This window comes from Bacillus sp. FSL M7-1020 (assembly GCF_038050415.1).
GTDB classification, from domain to species: domain Bacteria; phylum Bacillota; class Bacilli; order Bacillales; family Bacillaceae_G; genus Bacillus_A; species Bacillus_A toyonensis.
This window is the reverse complement of sequence record NZ_JBBOTW010000001.1, coordinates 4888473-4905502: the sequence shown is the minus strand read 5'-3', so window position 1 is coordinate 4905502 and position 17030 is coordinate 4888473. Positions and strand designations below refer to the sequence as shown.

The 17030-nt window shown below is 37.0% G+C and carries 17 protein-coding genes; 12 read left to right on the top strand and 5 right to left on the bottom strand.

Annotated elements, in window-relative coordinates; all coding sequences use genetic code 11:
• Nucleotides 1-53 precede the first annotated feature (53 nt).
• From MHB70_RS25265 to MHB70_RS25245, 5 genes are all read left to right on the top strand, one after another.
• On the top strand, nt 54-1109 hold the full coding sequence (locus tag MHB70_RS25265; protein ID WP_000388290.1) for a FecCD family ABC transporter permease: 1056 nt from the start codon (nt 54-56) through the stop codon (nt 1107-1109).
• Nucleotides 1106-2122 (top strand): FecCD family ABC transporter permease, encoded by a 1017-nt coding sequence (locus MHB70_RS25260; RefSeq protein ID WP_001260585.1) that lies wholly within the window; start codon nt 1106-1108, stop codon nt 2120-2122. The genes MHB70_RS25265 and MHB70_RS25260 overlap by 4 nt, the downstream gene beginning before the upstream one ends.
• Nucleotides 2123-2137: 15 nt before the next feature.
• Nucleotides 2138-2950 carry an ABC transporter ATP-binding protein gene (locus MHB70_RS25255; protein WP_000212075.1) on the top strand — a complete coding sequence of 271 codons (813 nt, stop codon included), beginning with the start codon at nt 2138-2140 and terminating at the stop codon, nt 2948-2950.
• 189 nt (nt 2951-3139) lie between these two features.
• Entirely contained in the window at nt 3140-4078 is a 939-nt protein-coding gene (locus MHB70_RS25250; RefSeq protein ID WP_061529432.1) for an ABC transporter substrate-binding protein, read from the top strand.
• Between the two features lie 146 nt (nt 4079-4224).
• Nucleotides 4225-5529, top strand: coding sequence for an HD domain-containing protein (locus tag MHB70_RS25245; RefSeq protein WP_000262735.1), 1305 nt, complete (start codon nt 4225-4227; stop codon nt 5527-5529).
• Between the two features lie 39 nt (nt 5530-5568).
• On the opposite strand, the gene MHB70_RS25240 is transcribed toward MHB70_RS25245, so the two are convergent.
• Nucleotides 5569-5754 carry a 2-hydroxymuconate tautomerase gene (locus MHB70_RS25240; protein WP_001147171.1) on the bottom strand — a complete coding sequence of 62 codons (186 nt, stop codon included), beginning with the start codon at nt 5752-5754 and terminating at the stop codon, nt 5569-5571.
• 109 nt (nt 5755-5863) lie between these two features.
• On the opposite strand from MHB70_RS25240, the gene MHB70_RS25235 reads away from it, so the two are divergent.
• Nucleotides 5864-6538 carry a site-2 protease family protein gene (locus MHB70_RS25235; protein WP_000372440.1) on the top strand — a complete coding sequence of 225 codons (675 nt, stop codon included), beginning with the start codon at nt 5864-5866 and terminating at the stop codon, nt 6536-6538.
• Nucleotides 6539-6563: 25 nt separating this feature from the next.
• On the top strand, nt 6564-7073 hold the full coding sequence (locus MHB70_RS25230; protein ID WP_000136676.1) for a YwhD family protein: 510 nt from the start codon (nt 6564-6566) through the stop codon (nt 7071-7073).
• Between the two features lie 35 nt (nt 7074-7108).
• Here MHB70_RS25230 and MHB70_RS25225 read toward each other — a convergent pair whose 3' ends face one another.
• Entirely contained in the window at nt 7109-9160 is a 2052-nt protein-coding gene (locus MHB70_RS25225; protein WP_061529433.1) for a transglycosylase domain-containing protein, read from the bottom strand.
• Nucleotides 9161-9260: 100 nt separating this feature from the next.
• Nucleotides 9261-9986 (bottom strand): glycerophosphodiester phosphodiesterase, encoded by a 726-nt coding sequence (locus tag MHB70_RS25220; protein ID WP_001039753.1) that lies wholly within the window; start codon nt 9984-9986, stop codon nt 9261-9263.
• Between the two features lie 151 nt (nt 9987-10137).
• Here MHB70_RS25220 and MHB70_RS25215 point away from each other — a divergent pair, with 151 nt between their 5' ends.
• From MHB70_RS25215 to speB, 4 genes are all read left to right on the top strand, one after another.
• Nucleotides 10138-10545, top strand: a complete 408-nt coding sequence (locus MHB70_RS25215) for a MerR family transcriptional regulator (protein ID WP_000276559.1) — start codon at nt 10138-10140, stop codon at nt 10543-10545.
• Between the two features lie 5 nt (nt 10546-10550).
• Entirely contained in the window at nt 10551-11714 is a 1164-nt protein-coding gene (locus MHB70_RS25210; RefSeq protein WP_000444237.1) for an MFS transporter, read from the top strand.
• 186 nt (nt 11715-11900) lie between these two features.
• Entirely contained in the window at nt 11901-12728 is an 828-nt protein-coding gene (gene speE, locus MHB70_RS25205; RefSeq protein ID WP_061529434.1) for a polyamine aminopropyltransferase, read from the top strand.
• Between the two features lie 218 nt (nt 12729-12946).
• Entirely contained in the window at nt 12947-13819 is an 873-nt protein-coding gene (gene speB / locus MHB70_RS25200; RefSeq protein WP_001209829.1) for an agmatinase, read from the top strand.
• Nucleotides 13820-14207: 388 nt separating this feature from the next.
• On the opposite strand, the gene MHB70_RS25195 is transcribed toward speB, so the two are convergent.
• Entirely contained in the window at nt 14208-15245 is a 1038-nt protein-coding gene (locus MHB70_RS25195) for a PTS sugar transporter subunit IIC (protein ID WP_000996326.1), read from the bottom strand.
• Between the two features lie 234 nt (nt 15246-15479).
• Between MHB70_RS25195 and MHB70_RS25190 the strand changes: the two genes are divergently transcribed.
• Complete coding sequence (locus MHB70_RS25190) at nt 15480-15842, top strand: YxeA family protein (RefSeq protein ID WP_000779927.1); 363 nt, start codon at nt 15480-15482, stop codon at nt 15840-15842.
• A gap of 25 nt (nt 15843-15867) precedes the next feature.
• Here the strand turns inward: MHB70_RS25190 and MHB70_RS25185 are convergent, their stop codons facing one another.
• Entirely contained in the window at nt 15868-16908 is a 1041-nt protein-coding gene (locus MHB70_RS25185; protein WP_131229125.1) for a S66 family peptidase, read from the bottom strand.
• Nucleotides 16909-17030 lie beyond the last annotated feature (122 nt).

Here is a 17030-nt window from a genome sequence, read left to right as displayed (position 1 = left end):
GAGAATAAATTTCATTTTATTAAATATATGTTGTTGGTTAGGATGGTTGAGGGATGGAAGCGAGCGCAAGGAGTGTAGAACAACAAGATGAGAGTGTTAAAGAGATTAAGAGCAGGCCGCTCATCGCTTCTATTATTTTAGTAGCGGGTACAATTTTGTTAGCTTTAAGCATGGCAGTTTCTATTTCGTTTGGCGCGGCAGATATTAGTTTAAAGACTGTATGGCAAGCTGTGTTTCAGTTTGACGGATCTATTACGCATCATAACGTAATTCAAGAACTTCGCATGCCTAGAGCAATAGGGGGCGTAGTTGCAGGTGCCTTTTTAGCAGTATCAGGAGCAATTATGCAAGGTATGACGCGAAATCCACTTGCATCACCATCGTTAATGGGGATTACAGATGGCGCTGTATTCGGGATTGCAATTATGTATGCATTCTTCCCTAATTCACCTTATTTAATGTTTGTTATCGCATCTTTTATTGGAGCTGCGTTTGGCGCAAGTATTGTATATGGAATTGGGTCTTCTTCACCAGGTGGATTAACACCTGTGAAATTAGCTTTAGCAGGTGCAGCAATTAGTGCTTTATTAGGGGCAATTTCATCTGGAATTGCGCTGTATTTCAATCTTGCCCAAGAGGTGAGTATGTGGAATGCAGGCGGAGTTGCTGGAGTGAAATGGCAAAGTATTAATATGTTAGTGCCAATTGGTCTAGTTTGTCTCTTTATTGCAATTATGATGTCGAGGTATATTACAATCTTGAGCTTCGGTGAAGAAATTGCGATTGGACTTGGTCAAAATACGACATTAATTAAATTTATCGGAACAGTACTTGTTCTTGTGTTAACAGGTTCTGCAGTTTCTATGGCAGGGTCAGTTGGGTTTGTTGGTCTTGTAATTCCACATATGACTCGTTTCCTAGTAGGCTCAGACTATAGATGGGTTATTCCATGTTCTGCAGTCTTAGGTGGATTGTTAATTGAGTGTGCAGATATGTTATCTCGCGTTATTAATCCACCATTTGAAACGCCAATTGGAGCAATTACAGCGCTAATTGGGGTTCCATTCTTCCTCTACTTAGCACGTAACGAAGGGAGAGGAAAAATGTGAGGACGAGCATTTTAACAAAAAAGAACGTTTCTGTTTTAACAATTTTAGTAGGATTAATCATTTCTATATTTCTTATTAGTTTAAATACAGGAACTTTTAAAATACCACCAATGGATGTATTAAAGTCATTGGTTGGACTCGGGGCTGAAGATCAGTCAGTTATTTTATTTGAATTTCGTATGCCGCGTATGGTTATCGCTATATTAGTAGGATCTGCGTTAGCCATGTCAGGTGCAATTCTGCAAGGACTATCAAGAAATCCACTTGCTGATCCAGGTATTATAGGTATTAACGCTGGAGCGGGATTAACGGTTGTTATATTCGTCTACTTTTTCTTTGGAAAAGTTGGGACAGGTACATTTTTATCTGTATTTATCCTTCCATTTTTCGCCCTAGTTGGTGCGATATTAGCGGCAGTTATTATTTACTTATTAGCATGGAAAGACGGCGTTTCATCGACTCGATTAATACTTGTTGGTATTGCCGTTGCGGCTGGATTTGGTGCCGTTAGTTTAATTTTCTCTATGAAGATGACATCTAACGATTTTCGTTTTGCTACGATTTGGTTAGCAGGAAGTCTCTGGGGTACAGATTGGAAATTCGTATTAAGTGTACTTCCATGGATGGTTATTTTCTTACCGCTTGCTATTAGTAAAGCACACATATTAAATGTAATGAATTTAGGCGACTCTACAGCTGTTGGCCTTGGTGTAAACGTAGAAAAAGAAAGACGTAAATTATTATTTATTGCAGTTTGTTTAGCTGGTGCATCTGTTGCGGTGGCGGGCGGAATAGGTTTTATCGGTTTAATGGCTCCTCATTTAGCGAGACGCCTTGTTGGTGGTAAACATCAAATCATGTTACCAACTGCAGCATTAATAGGAACGTTCTTGCTTTTATTTGCAGATGTAATTTCAAGAAGTGTGTTGCCAACTTCAGAAATACCGGTCGGTCTTGTTATTTCTGTAATTGGTGCACCATATTTCATATATTTACTTATGAGGACAAAATAAAGGGAGGCTTTTTGTATGGCAACTTTAGCAGTTGATTCGGTATCTGTTGGCTATAATGAAGGATTAATTATTGATGGATTAACAGTTGAAATTCCGGAAGGAAAAATTACAACGATTATTGGACCAAATGGTTGTGGGAAATCCACATTATTAAAAACGGCTTCTCGTATTTTGAAGGCGAAAAAAGGTACTGTTTATCTTGATGGAAAAGCAATTGAGAAACAGCCAACGAAAGAAATCGCAAAGAAAATGGCGATCTTACCACAAACTGCAGAAGTGCCAACAGGCCTTACTGTGTTTGAACTTGTTTCATATGGACGTTTTCCTCATCAAAAAGGATTTGGAACATTGAAAGAAGAAGACTATCGCTACATTCATTGGGCACTTGAAGTGACGGGAATGACAGAGTTCGCAAATCGTTCAGCAGAAGCCTTATCAGGTGGTCAACGTCAACGGGTATGGATTGCGATGGCTCTTGCACAAGGAACAGATTTACTTGTATTAGATGAACCAACGACATATTTAGATATGGCACATCAACTTGAAGTATTAAACTTACTGAAGAAATTGAACCAAGAAGAAGGTAGGACAATTGTGATGGTTATTCACGATTTAAATCATGCTTCTCGTTTCTCTGATCATATGATTGCATTAAAAGCAGGTAAGTTAATGAAACAAGGAACGCCAGATGAGGTTATGACAAGTGAAACACTTCGTAACGTGTTTGAGATTGAAGCGCAAATCGTTCCATGTCCAGTAAACTGTAAACCGATTTGTTTAACATATGATTTAGCGATGATTAGTAATCAATTGCGTAAAAAAGCATAAGTAGAACCCCCTCGTAAAGAGGGGGACTTCTAATGGACGTTGAGCTTCTTACTTATAAATGGGAAGTTGAACGCCCGTTAGAATGGGTCATTAACAACGGTTAATAAATATATATTGATTAATTGTTATTTTTGTTTCTTATAGTTCATCCTAAATTATAAGATAAATACAGCCAGAAGGAGTGGGAACATGAAGAATTTTAAAATGGCACTATTAGCAATGGTACTAGTGGTTACTTCTGTACTATTTGCAGCTTGTTCTAACAAAGAAGAAGAAAAGAAAGCAGATGCGAAGACTGAAGAGCGCACTGTAAAACATGCAAAAGGGGAGATTAAAATCCCTGCAAATCCAAAGAAAATTGCTGACCTTAGTGGTTCAACAGAAGAATTATTAATCTTTGGTATGAAACCAATTATTACAGCTAATACATCTCAAGAAAAAATTGATGCACATATTGCAAATAAATTAAAAGACGTTAAACCAGTTGGTTCTGCTTGGGGCGATAAAATTAACATCGAAGCAGTAGCTGCTGCAAAACCAGACTTAATTCTTGTAAATAATCGTCAAGAAAAGATTTACGATCAATTATCTAAAATTGCACCAACAGTTATGTTAAACACTCCATTAGATCAATGGCGTCCAAAGCTTGAAGAAGTAGGCCAAATTCTTGGTAAAGAGAAAGAAACAAAAGAATGGTTTAAAAAGTATGATGAAAAAGCAAGCAAATTACATGATAAAATTATCGCTAAAACTGGTGATGCAACATTCATGAAAATGGCTGCATATCCAAATGCATTCCGTGTATATGGTGACTACGGTTACGGTAGCGTAATCTTTAATGATTTAAAATTACCAGCAGTTAAAGGTACACCAACTGATAAACCATTAGTACAAGTACAAAAAGAAGCTTTAATCGATTACAACCCAGATTACTTATTTGTATTTACAACGGGTGACGGTTCTCAGCGTCTAAAAGAATTCCAAGAAGAATCAATTTGGAAAAACATGAATGCTGTTAAAAATAACCACGTATTTACAATTAAAAATGAAGATCTAAACAAAGGTTACTTCCCACTAGGAAAAGAAATGATCTTAGATGAAGTTGCTGAGTTCGTTTTAGGAAAATAATGTATAAAAAGAAATCGCTTTTACTTCGGTAAAGGTGATTTTTTCTTTATATAAGGGCAATTAATACAGTCTTTCATTTCTTTCTGTTTCCTATTTCGTTTATAATATATAGTAAGAATGCAGTAAAGAAAGGGGGATGTCGAAAAGTGGTATATTTAAACGACAAACTCAGCGAAACAAAAGTGTTTAAAGACCCAGTACATAAATATGTGCACGTGCGTGATCGTGTTATTTGGGATTTAATCGGAACGAAAGAATTTCAACGCTTGCGCCGTATTAAGCAGCTTGGAACAACATTTTTTACATTTCACGGTGCAGAGCATAGTCGCTTTACTCATTCGTTAGGTGTATATGAAATTATTCGTCGTATGATTGATGATGTGTTTGATGGCAGACCGAACTGGAATGCTGAAGATAGATTGTTATGTTTATGTGCGGCATTACTTCATGATGTCGGTCACGGCCCATTTTCTCATTCGTTTGAAAAAGTATTTTCATTAGATCATGAGAAATTTACGCAAAAGATTATCGTAGGAGATACGGAAATTAATCGTGTATTAAGTCGTGTGGATAAGGACTTCCCGCAAAAAGTGGCAGATGTAATTGCGAAAACATCTACTAATAAATTAGCGATTAGTATGATTTCAAGTCAAATTGATGCAGATCGTATGGATTATTTATTAAGAGATGCTTATTTCACAGGTGTAAAGTACGGGAACTTTGATATGGAACGTATATTGCGTGTCATGCGTCCGTATGGGAATCAAGTAGTTATTAAAAATAGTGGTATGCATGCTGTTGAGCATTATATTATGAGCCGTTATCAAATGTATTGGCAAGTATATTTCCATCCGGTAACGCGCAGTGCAGAAGTTATTTTAACGAAGATTTTACACCGTGCTAAATCATTGCATGAGAAGTATTATGCGTTTAAAAATCATCCTGTTCATTTCTATTCTTTGTTTGAAGAAGAAGTGACAGTAGAGGATTATTTAAAGCTAGACGAGAACGTAATGTATTATTACTTCCAAGTATGGCAAGACGAAGAAGATCCAATTTTAAGTGACTTATGCCGTCGTTTTATGAATCGAAATCTATTTAAATATGTAGAGTTTACAGATAAGCACGGTTTAGATAATTGGATGGAGCTAAGCAGCTTATTTAAAAAGATTGGACTAGATCCAGAGTATTATTTAGTTGTTGATTCAACATCGGATTTACCATATGACTTTTATCGCGCAGGAGAAGAGGAAGAGCGTCTGCCAATCTTACTCCTTATGCCGAACGGGGAACTTAGAGAGCTTTCACGTGAATCGGATATTGTTGAGGCGATTACGGGGAAGAAGAGAACGGACCAAAAGTTATTCTATCCGCATGATTTAATCTATGAAGATGGAAGAAAAGGAAAATATAAAGAGAGAATTATCGAGTTGTTAGAAGGCAAAAAATAAGAAGCAGCTAATGGCTGCTTCTTATGAAAGAACTTGAAATTATTTGTCGCTTAAGCGTTTTCCGCCAACTGCATAATGGTTTTTAGACATTTCTTCGATGAAAACAACGATGTTTTCTTCAGGAGCACCAGTTGTTTCGCTTACTGCTGCTGTTACTTTCTCAGCAAGAGCTTTCTTTTGTTCCTCTGTGCGTCCTTCTAGCATTTTCACTGTTACGTATGGCATGTACAATCGCTCCTTTTATGTAAGTTACACTCTTATTATAGCGGATTATGGGGAAGAACAATCGGAAAAAAATAATTTCTTTTTTGACATATTGAAGAGGAGATGAAGTATGGATCAGTTATTTAGATATCCATTGCACGAAATTCCGTTAGTAGCAATGGCGATTATTATTGCACTATCCGTTCATGAATTTGCACATGCATATGTGGCATATAAATTTGGGGACGATACAGCGAAAAAACAAGGACGTTTAACGTTATCACCGATGGCCCATTTAGATCCTATCGGGATGATTGCAGTATTAATTCTTGGATTCGGTTGGGCAAGACCGGTGCCTGTTAACCCGTATAACTTTAAAAGACCACGTCTTGCAGGGATATTAGTTTCTATTGCAGGACCGATTAGTAACTTAATTTTAAGTGCGATTGGTTTAATTATTTGGTATAGCTTATTAACATTTGGCGTACTAGACTCAATTCCATTTGCAGTAGCAGATACATTAGGTCGATTCTTCCAAATTTTTATTATGCTTAATATCGTTTTACTTGTATTTAACTTATTACCGATTCCGCCACTTGATGGATATCGCGTTGTGGAAGATTTAGCACCAGCAAATATTCGTGCGAAAATGACACAGTATGAAAAATATGGAGCAATTGCGTTATTAATTCTTGTTATTACACCGCTTAGCAATTACACAATTCAACCTATTTTCAATGTTGTCATTCCGTATGTATTCGTATTTTTACAAAGTATCATTGCGCCTATTTTTGGGCTTTTATAATTTTTAAGTGAGGAGGAAGTTACATATGACAGAGAAAAAGAAGAAAATCGGTTTTAATATCGTGAAAAATGATTCAACAGATGGACATGGTGGATTTGGTGTTGGGGCATTAAGCTTAGAAAACATTTCACCTGTATTTGTTGATGTACTAGAGAAAACTGCATTCGTTGATATCGGTGCGATGCATGCGCGTAGTACAGTAGAAAAAGGAATTAAGTTTTTAACAAATAAAGATGACGTTCCAAACGGAAAACCATTTTGGCTTGTTTGGGTAACAATTGAAAGAACACCGAACGGTGCTTATTACGCAGGGGTAACAGCTTGTGAAATGACAGTAGACCGTGAAATTCGCCGCGGATATAAATCACTTCCAGAGCATGTAAACAAAATGGATAAATCATTGAAGCGTCACATTATGGTTGAACATATGGATGAATCTTCTAAAAAAGTACTTGGTACGTTCTTGAAAGAACATAATGAAGCGATTTGGAACGAGTCTAGTGAAGAATTGCGTCATGCATTATTAAGTGAATAAAAAAATAGCTGACGGATGTCCGTCAGCTATTTTTTTTACCAAGGAAGATATTTTTTCCACCAACTTGTTTTTTTCTTTTCTTCACTTGTTTTTTCAAATTCATCTTTATCATCGACATGATCCATACAATATTCAGTAGGCTCGGTGCCTTTGGCGAAATACATTTTAACTGAAATTGGACAGTTCTTTGTAGCGATCTTGCCGTTTTCTGGGTTAATATTAACGGCTACGACATCACTTGGTTGTTTAAAATCCTTTTTAGGCTGTCCATCTAAGCCTTTCTCCATCGTATCGGTCCATATTTTTTTCGCATATCCTTGTTCTGCTACGTTTGAAATAGATTTAGGTTGATCGTATCCAACCCATACACCAGTTACAATTTGCGGAGTGAATCCAATCATCCAACTATCGGTTTCAGTAGAACCAGACTTTCCGGCATATGTTCTTGATAGTTTTGATAACATAGATTGACCAGTTACAGCGGCATAACTGCTTAGTTTTTTATTAAACATACCAGTCATCATTTCTTCCATCACAAACGCTTTGCTCTTATCGAGAACTTGTTTGCTCTCCAAATGAGCATCGTATAACATGTTCCCTTCATGATCCATAATACGGCGAATAAAGATAGGTTTTACTTCTTTTCCACCGTTTGCGAACATACTATAAGCATTCACCATTTCAATTGGTTTTACAGGAGACGTACCGAGAGCTAGGGAAGGCACATCTTTTAATGCACTCTTAATTCCGAATTGCTTCGCTGTTTTTGCGAGCGTGTCATCACCTAAAAATAAATTTGTTTTCACAGCGTATATGTTATCAGAGACTGCGAGAGCTTGTGCCATCGTTACGAAATCATCTGCGTAATAATCTTTATAGTTTTTCGGTTTATACTTTGAAACACCGTCACCTAAAGTGAATACAGTGTATTCGCTTTTTAAGCGCGTAGCAGGGGTGAATCCTCGTTCCAAAGCTGCGTAATATAGAAAGGGTTTAAATGTAGATCCAGGCTGACGGACGGCTTGTGTAGCCCTGTTAAATTGACTCGTATTATAATCAGTTCCTCCAACAAGAGCAGCCACTTCACCTGTTTTTGGATTCATAGAGACGAGGGCAGTTTGTATGTTTGCTGTTTCAGGTATATGATCTTTGACAGCTTGTTCTGCTACAGATTGTAACTTAGGATCTAACGTTGTATAAATACGTAAGCCACCTCGTTGTAAGGCTTGCTCATCCAGTCCGATATCTCGAAGAAGAGAAGCTTGTACAGCATCTTGGAAATAAGGCGCAACCTCTGCTACTTTTTTCGTATCAAGTGAGGCAAAAGTTAGCGGTTCCTTTTTTGCAGAAGCTGCTTGCTGCTTCGTAATATAACCTTGTTCTACCATTTCATCTAATATGAGAGATTGACGTCCTTTAGCACGTTCTTCTTTTAAAAAGGGAGAGTAGACACTAGGTCCTTTCGGGATTCCTGCAAGCATACTGGCTTCTGCTAATGTTAATTCTTTTGCTGTTTTATCGAAATATAGACGAGACGCAGCTTCGATGCCATAAGCACCATGTCCGTAATAAATTGTATTTAAATAACCTTCTAAAATATGATTTTTATTATAATTCACTTCAAGGCGGACAGTATACATTGCCTCTAATAGTTTCCGTTTCCACGTTTTATCATGATCTAAATATAGATTACGTGCGTATTGTTGTGTAATTGTACTAGCACCTTGCACTTTTGCCATCGCTTTTAAATCAGCAACAATTGCACCTGCAATACGTTTCATATCGAAGCCATGATGCTTATAAAATCTTTGGTCTTCAATAGAAAGTGTCGCTTCTTTTACATAGGGGGAAATTTCATTAAGAGAGACATTGTAACGCTTTTGTATTTCGTTACTTTGTCCAATAACTGTATCATCATTCGCGTAAAAGACGCTTGTTTGCGGGACTGCGACAGGAGGTGGTCCCATAATTTTCGCAACTATAATAATAACAAAAAAGGAAAAAACGAAAAAAAGAACACAAGAAAACATTACGGTGAAGAAAAGACGTTTATATTTTTTAAGTTTTGGATTCATAGTTTGATTCATCTTTTTCAGCCCCTCATTAATACAAACATTATTGTATTAGTATTGAGGATTTTCATTTATTTTAAACAATGAAATTTTGAAAACAAAAAAGCCCCTTCAATTAAGAAAGGAGCTCAAAGGCACGTGCTGGCCAATCGGTGATGATGACATCTACACCATAATCAATTATCGTTTGTAAATCTTTGTATTCGTTAATTGTATAAGGGCGGAAAACGTACCCTTGTTTTTGTGCTAACTGTACGAATTCTTTAGTTAGTAGCTGAAAGTTTGGATGTAAACCAGTTGCTTCTCTAATTTTTGCTTCAGCAATAGGATCAGCAAGTGGCGTATCATATAAAATTGCCCTTGGGATTTCAGGAGCTATTTCTGCTAATAATGAAACAGAGTCATGGTTAAATGATGAGAATACAATTTGATTAGAAAGATGATATTCACGAACAAGTGCAACAACTTTCTCTTCAATATTTGGGTAGTGAATCACATCTGTTTTTAATTCGATATTTAGTTGTAAGTTCGTTGTGGAAAGCCAGATGAAAACTTCGCGTAACGTTGGGATTTTTGCTTCATGGAAAGAAGGATCTTTATGGCTACCAGCGTCCAATGATTGTAGTTCCTCTACCGTTTTTTCAGAAACAATCCCTGCGCCATTTGTTGTGCGATCAACTGTTTCATCGTGGATTACGACAAGTTCGCCATCTTTTGATAGATGAACATCAAGTTCAATCCCATGAGCGCCAATGCGTTCAGCTTCTTGGAAGGCGATCATCGTATTTTCTGGATGTGTTCCTTTTACCCCGCGGTGAGCGAAAATAAGTGGTTTATTCATGTGAAAATCTCCTTATCATCTCTTTTCCTTCATTATGAAACCGCTATGAGAAAAATACAATTTATATGAAAAAAATTTACAAAAGTCTAACAGTTGCACAAAAGTTAACGTTAACGTAAAATGTAATAATTGAGTGAAGGGAGGAATAAACATGTATAAAATTGATGAAGTAACAAAGCAAGTTGGTTTAACAAAGCGTACACTTCGTTATTATGAGGAAATTGGTTTAATTCATCCCCCGGAGCGTAGTGAGGGGAACATTCGGCTTTATACGGATGAGGATATTGCAAGAATTAAAAGGATCGTGGAAGCGAAAGAAGTATTAGGAATCACGCTTCAAGAAATGCAACATTTCTTATCGTTAAAAGAAAGAATGGAACAAAGAAGAAATAGCGAGAATCCTCGCGACCGCGAAGTGATTCAAGAAATTAAAGATATGCTTGAGAAACAAGTGCAAACGTTGGATGAAAAAATGGAGCAAATGCAGCGTGTAAAGGCAGAACTTGAAGATAGTTTACATCGTGCAGTGACATTTTTAGAGAGCATAAAAGGAGAATGATTGAAATGGAGAGCAAACAAAAACTAGGGAGATTGATTACAGTGGTGGCTACTTTCCTTGCCTTTTCTGGTATAGGGGTAGTCGATCCAATCTTGCCAATTATTGCTGAGAAAATTGGTGCAACACATTGGCAAGTTGAAATGTTATTTACCGCATATATTTTAACGATGGCAATTATGATGTTACCAGCTGGTATATTCGCATCAAGATTTGGTGATAAGCGCATGATGACAATCGGTCTTGCAATTGTAACTGTATTTGCGTTTATATGCGGTATATCGCAAACGATTGCTCAATTATCTCTTTTCCGTGCTGGATGGGGATTAGGAAATGCGATGTTTTTTGCTACAGCAATGACACTTTTAATAGCATTAAGTAAGGAGGTTCATGAAGCAGTAGGATTATATGAAGCAGCTATCGGTTTAGGAATGGCAGGTGGCCCATTGTTAGGTGGTATATTAGGTGGACATTCTTGGCGTTACCCATTTTTCGCAACGAGTATTTTAATTTTCTTAGCATTTATTTTAGTATTCTTTTTTGTAAAAGAACCGGAGCGAAAAGTGAAGCGTAAAGCAGCGGGCGTAGGTGAATTACTTAACTTGGTGAAATATAAACCGTTTATGCAAGGTGCGATTTCAGGGATGTTATACTACTACGGATTTTTCGTCGTGCTAGCATATTCACCACTTATTATGCATTTATCAGCTATTCAATTAGGTTTTGTATTTTGTGGATGGGGATTAGCGTTAGCTTACGGTTCCGCAATTTTAGCACATAGGCTAGAAGGAAAATATGAACCGAAAACATTGTTAAAAGGTAGTTTACTCGTATTTGCGATTTTCTTAATTGCATTATTCTTTGTGAAAATTATGTGGTTACAAATCGTATTAATTGTCCTATCAGGATTAGCATCTGGTTTAAATAATGCATTATATACAAGCTATGTAATGGATATTTCACCTTATGAAAGATCTGTTACTTCAGGTGTTTATAACTTCGTTCGTTGGTTAGGAGGAGCGATTGCTCCCATTTTATCAGGAGTTATCGGACACACTGTTTCACCACAAAGTCCATTTTTAGTCGGTGGAGTTGTTGTATTAGTTGGTTGCGTTATGATCTTAATTCCGATTCGTAAACCGGTAGAAATAGAGACAAAAGCCCTTTCTTAAGAAAGGGTTTTCTTTCCTATTACAAGGCAAACCCTTTCCACATATATGTTAGAACCCTCTGACTAAAATATATTTTCGGTATTTTTGTACTTTTAACTATACATTTTGGATGTTTTGTTTTATTTTTGTTAGGGGACATTAATGATGTCCCTATTATAAATTTGCATTGAAAGGCGTGATTGTACGATGGAACTATGGTTCACTGAAAAACAAACAAAACATTTTGGGATTACGGCACGTATTAACCGCACATTACATACGGAGCAAACAGAATTCCAAAAACTTGATATGGTTGAAACGGAAGAGTTCGGAAACATGCTTATTTTAGATGGCATGGTTATGACAACAGAAAAAGATGAGTTCGTTTATCATGAAATGGTAGCGCACGTACCTTTATTTACACATCCAAACCCTGAAAACGTATTAGTTGTCGGTGGTGGTGATGGCGGTGTTATTCGTGAAGTGTTAAAACACCCAAGCGTAAAAAAAGCAATTCTTGTTGAAATTGATGGAAAAGTAATTGAGTACTCTAAACAGTACTTACCATCAATTGCAGGCGCATTAGATGATGAGCGTGTAGAGGTGAAAGTAGGAGACGGTTTCCTACACATCGCAGAAAGCGAAAATGAATATGACGTAATTATGGTAGATTCTACTGAGCCGGTAGGACCAGCAGTAAACTTATTTACGAAAGGTTTCTACGCTGGAATCTCTAAAGCGTTAAAAGAAGATGGTATTTTCGTTGCACAAACGGACAACCCTTGGTTCACACCAGAACTAATTACAACTGTGTTCAAAGACGTAAAAGAGATCTTCCCAATTACTCGTTTATACACAGCAAACATTCCAACGTATCCAAGTGGACTTTGGACATTCACAATCGGATCTAAAAAACATGATCCACTAGAAGTAAGTGAAGAGCGTTTCCACGAAATCGAAACGAAATACTACACAAAAGAATTACACAATGCAGCATTCGCATTACCGAAATTTGTTGGCGATTTAATTAAGTAAGAGCGTTAAATTGAAATAAATAAAGTGTAAGTAACTCATTTAAGGTGTTTGTCTAGAAGGCTTGAACATGCTAGTTACTTACACTGCTACAAATGAAGTAGTCTTCTTGTGATAACAAGAAGGCCCAGGTAAATCGAGAAAGAGGAGCAGTACGCTCCAAATTTGAGAAATAATGAAAGGTTGGGATACCTTAAGTTCCACATAAGGAGGAAAAGAATATGCGTTTTGATGAAGCTTATTCAGGTAAAGTATTTATTAAAAGTCATCCAAGTTTTGAAGAGTCAAAGGCGGTTATTTATGGGATGCCTATGGATTGGACAGTAAGTTTCCGTCCAGGATCTCGCTTTGGCCCTGCACGTATTCGTGAAGTATCAATCGGTCTTGAAGAATATAGTCCGTATTTAGATCGTGAACTAGAAGAGGTAAAATATTTTGATGCGGGTGATATCCCATTACCATTCGGAAATGCACAACGCAGCTTAGACATGATTGAAGAGTATGTATCAAAACTTTTAGATGCCGGTAAGTTTCCACTAGGTCTCGGCGGTGAGCACTTAGTGTCTTGGCCAATTTTTAAGGCAATGGCAAAAAAATATCCGGATTTAGCAATCATCCACATGGATGCTCATACTGATTTACGTGAATCGTATGAAGGGGAGCCTTTATCCCACTCTACACCAATTCGTAAAGTGTGTGATTTAATTGGTCCGGAAAACGTATATTCTTTCGGAATTCGTTCTGGAATGAAGGAAGAATTTGAATGGGCGAAAGAAGTAGGTATGAACTTATACAAATTTGACGTATTAGAGCCGTTAAAAGAAGTATTACCGAAACTTGCAGGACGTCCAGTCTATGTCACAATCGACATTGATGTATTAGACCCAGCTCATGCTCCTGGAACAGGAACGTTAGAGGCTGGAGGTATCACATCTAAAGAACTATTAGATTCCATCATGGCAATTGCAAATTCAAATATAAATGTAGTTGGAGCAGACTTAGTAGAAGTAGCTCCTGTCTACGACCATAGTGATCAAACACCAGTCGCAGCAAGCAAATTCGTGCGGGAAATGCTGCTCGGTTGGGTAAAGTAAAAGTGAAGCCGACTGTTTAGACCCGGTGACTAAGGTTCTTTCCTGCAAAAGGTGCTTTTTATCTTTTGGCAGGGAAGGTTCTTAGACGCAAGGGGCTAGGAGGCGTAACTGGATAGAAATAAAAGCGGAAGCGGCTCGCTCAGAATGTGAGGAGGATGGAGCTTCAGACGTAGAGGCGCTTTTTGCCTCGAAGGAAGAAGCGAAGCCACCGACCATTCTAGCCGCTGTAGCTGGATAAAGTAAGAGTCCCCTATGAATAGGGGCTTTTATTTTATCCGTTATGTGTCGGTAAGTCGATATATTAAAAAAATCGTCGATATAATCCCATTTACCATAGCAAGACATGAAAAAAAGAGTTATTCTCAAAAGGTGAGAATAACTCTTTTTCTTATGCAACCTTTTCTTCTGAAGCAATGCCGCGAATTTCATCAGCAGAGCGGATCGGATATTTGCGGAACACAATAGATCCGATGTATCCGACAATAGTGGTAACGATTCCACATAGTACAGCAGCGATCGTTACTTTTATAACGTCATTAAATCCAAACAAGACGAGAAGCCCTGGAATTGGTGATGCTGTTCCTGGCGCATTATTAACGAGCTGGAATAGCGATGTAATAATACCGGCAAGCGCGCCGCCAACGAAGTTTGTCATATAGATAGGAATTGGATTTGCTGAGACAACATCGGCTTGTGTTAAAGGCTCGATTGCTACAGCAATTGTATCTTTCTTTGAACAAATTTTTAGTCGTTTAAAGAAAATAAAGTTCATCGGGGCTGAGGCCGCAACGGCAAGACTGCCAATTGCCATTGGTAAACCTGTTAATCCAAGCATTGCAGTTAATGCCATAGAACTTAATGGAGAGGTAGAAATAACTGTTATTAATCCACCAAGCATAATACCCATAATGATAGGACTTTCTGTAGTTGCAACTGAAATCATAGAACCGATTTTACCAAGTGTTGCGTTAACGAGTGGATCCATAAGCATGGCCATTCCACGTGAGATTGGTGCAGCAATAAATAGGATTGCTAAAAACTCTACACCAGCTGGTAATTTCTTTTCGAGAAATTTCACGACGAAGGCACAAACGTATCCAGCAAAAAATCCTGGTAAAATACCGAATCCACTAGTAGCGATACCGATTAAAACAGCGTATACGGGTGAAACGCCGATTGCTAATGCTACTAAAATTGCTGCTGCAACACCGCTCATACTACCAGAAGCTTCTCCTACTGATTGTAAAAAGTCATTATGAAACATTTCTCCACCTATATAACGGTGAAATGCTTCAATAAGAAAACTTGCGATTGCTGCATTAGCTAAAGCACCCATCGCCTTCATTCCGTAAGGCGCACGGTAACTGAAAAGTGTAAATAGACAAAGTACAACAAGTAATAGTGCTAAACCTTGCAAGATAGCCATTTGAAAACTGTCTCCTTTGATTTTTGTAATAAAAATTTGTATCATTCAATAATAATATAAAAGTTTGTGAAACGGAAAAATTTTTTATTGGGAAATTGCTGTAAGGTGAAAAACCCTTACAATAATGTAAGGAAAGTGTAAGGCATTTCGATAGAGTATAGTATGCTTTTTTTCGTATAATACAGGTATAGACATACGGTTAGTGAGAAAGTAGTGCAAACAGGAGGCGCATTTATGAAATTGGTAATTAAAGTTTTAGCTGTGTTCGCCATTATTTTAGGAGGAACAGCATATTATTTAAACACGAAAACAGAAGGTGTGCATGCTTTTGTAGACAACTTCTTTTCAAATAAAGAAATACAAGATTATTATGCTGTTATAGATAAAAGCGAGAAAAAAGACGATGAATATTTGTATACATTTAAAGGATATACAGAAGATGGAAATTTACAAGTTATTAAAAGAATGGTGAACCGTGAATTGCATACGGGTGCTTTTATAAAAATTTATGCAAAAGGTATGCAGGGAAAAGGATGGGCTGAAATCCCGAAAGAATCAATCCCACAAAAAGCGTTGCAAAAAATAGAAAAACCATAAAAGGAGCGAAACGTTCGCTCCTTTTTTAGTGCGTTAAAATGGTGATAGCTGAACTTTCTTTATTAGAAATGATTTTTGCACGTCCGCCAATTGGGAAAGTGAAGATCGGAGTTGTATGTCCGAAACTTGCATTCGCAATAATAGGGATATGTGCAAGTTCAGGCTTTGAAGTAATCATTTCTTGAATGTCCTCTATCATACATTCTGCTCCTTTTTGCATTCTTCCTATAACGATACCTTTTACGTATTCAAAATCAGTTTGTTGCATAAGAGAATGTAAGTATCGATCGAAAGTTTTAAGTGTAGCTTTTCCCGTTAAACTATCTTCTTCAAGAAATAAAACTTTATCTCGTAAGCTTGGCATATACGGTGTACCTTGTAGTAAATGTAAAGTGCTCATATTTCCGCCGATAATATCCCCTGTAGCTTCTCCTTCTTGAATCGAAATATATCCTTCATTTTTAATAAATTCTCGATTTTCCTGATCTATATACCAAGAATCATCACTCCACGTTTCAGATGGTAGGATTTCAATAGAATCATTAGAAGTTAAGCATTTAAAAAAGTAATCGGTTGTATACGCAAGACCTTTCTCCATTCCAAATGAAGAGAAGTGAGGACCTGAATATGTAACAAGACCTGTTTTTGTATAAAGTGCGTTATGTAAAGCAGTAATGTCAGAATAGCCGCAGAAAAACTTTGGATTTTCGCGAATTAAATCGTAATCGAGATGTTTCAATAAGCCGTTAGAGTTATATCCGCCAAGTGTCGTCAAAATTGCTTTTACATTAGGGTCTCTAAATGCTTCGTGGAGGTCTTGAACACGTGAAGAAATAGAAGAGGAAGCGAATCGATCTATCTCATCAGCATATTTTGAGAATGTAACTTGAAAGCCCATGTCGGTTAATCTTTTTATAGCAAGGTTTCTGTTTTCATTTGAGACAATACTTAAACTACAAGATGGTGAAATAACTCTTATTTCATCCCCTTTTTTTAATTTTGTTGGTATCACAACATTCCCCCCTTTAATTAAAAGAATATTTAGATTTAAAAAATATTTTATCATATGAAATAAAGTGAGGGTGAATTATTTTTTGAAAAGGAGTTTTCCTGATTTTTCAGCAGACAGACAGCATCTTTTTTTGATATGATAGGAAAAGTGATTTATTATAAGTAGTATTTAATATC